The 1175-nt window shown below is 27.7% G+C and carries 1 protein-coding gene; it reads left to right on the top strand.

Annotation, left to right across the window (positions count from 1 at the left end):
* A partial coding sequence (locus H2279_RS08545; RefSeq protein WP_337196280.1) for a Cj0814 family flagellar-dependent secreted protein occupies positions 1 to 973 on the top strand: 973 nt, incomplete at its 5' end.
* Between the last annotated feature and the right edge of the window lie 202 nt (positions 974 to 1175).

Genomic DNA, 1175 nt, shown 5'->3' with positions numbered 1-1175 from the left:
TACAGCCTATGGTTATAGTGTAGATAAAGATGGTTATATGGGAGAAGATTTTAATGAGGCTGCAGGATTACCAAAAGATTTTAAGATACATAAATCTACTTTGGATGAGATAGAGAGGGTAGCTGAAAATAACTTTTATAATGCAAAAATAAAAGAATATCTAGGTGTGGATAAATATTATGATAATATAGATATGGCAAATACTATTAAACAATACTATAATCAATTTAATCAAATTATAAATCATACTTTTAACGATACCAATAAAACAAGTTTTAGTGAAGCAGATTTAAATAGTTTACCTAAAGGTGTAAGTTATTCTAGTAATGACAAAACCATAGGTGTTATGCCAAAAAATTATGATAAATTGCAAATTACAAATTATTACAACACCCAAGAGCAATACGATGAAATGGAACAATTAGGAACAATTGCAAGTATCAATACAGGATTACAGCCATTAGATTTTACTCCTCAGAGCATGCAAACTCAAAATTTAGATCAAGATAGTGCAAGAGATACTTTTAATCCTGATATGTCATTTTATCCAAAAAATGAAGATGGAACTTATACTAAAGAAGATTTATTTATGAGTTTTTTAAAATCTACAGGTGTGCCACTAAGAGAAGATAGTGCTACTTTAAATCCTAGAATAGAAAGTTATCAAGCAACTATGGCTAAAGAAAGCTTTGATGGATCATTAGCTTCCTTAGATGACATCATGACAGGTAAGGTTGATTTTGCAAGTTTATTAAAAGGCTATGCACAAGATGGTTGGCTTGACGCAGATATTTATGCAATGGAAAAAGGAGTTAAATGGCAAAATCACATAGGTTATGGTGGAGCTTGGTTTGATAATCAGTTTAATCAAGCAAAAGCTAACGGCTGGAAAGCAAGCAGTGAAAGTATCAATTCTTATGTTGGATCTATAATGGATAGATTAAATAATCTCATGGGACAAACTAGGGTTTAAACTGATTTATAAATTTAAAAATATTATCTTAATAGATAATTCTTTTAAAATTATCTTTAAAAACTATTTTTTACAAATATTTAAAACTAACTCTACTTTATTAAATCTTTAATAAAATTAAACCCTAATAAACTTTTTTAATTTATAAATCAACTAAATTCTTATCTAAAAGTTAAAACATACAAAGCATCTAAAGAAAAAA

The organism is Campylobacter sp. B0100352/1, from assembly GCF_020135855.1.
Taxonomy (GTDB): Bacteria; Campylobacterota; Campylobacteria; order Campylobacterales; family Campylobacteraceae; genus Campylobacter_D; species Campylobacter_D taeniopygiae.
Note: the sequence above shows the minus strand (reverse complement) of the source record. Positions and strands in the feature narration are given on the sequence as shown.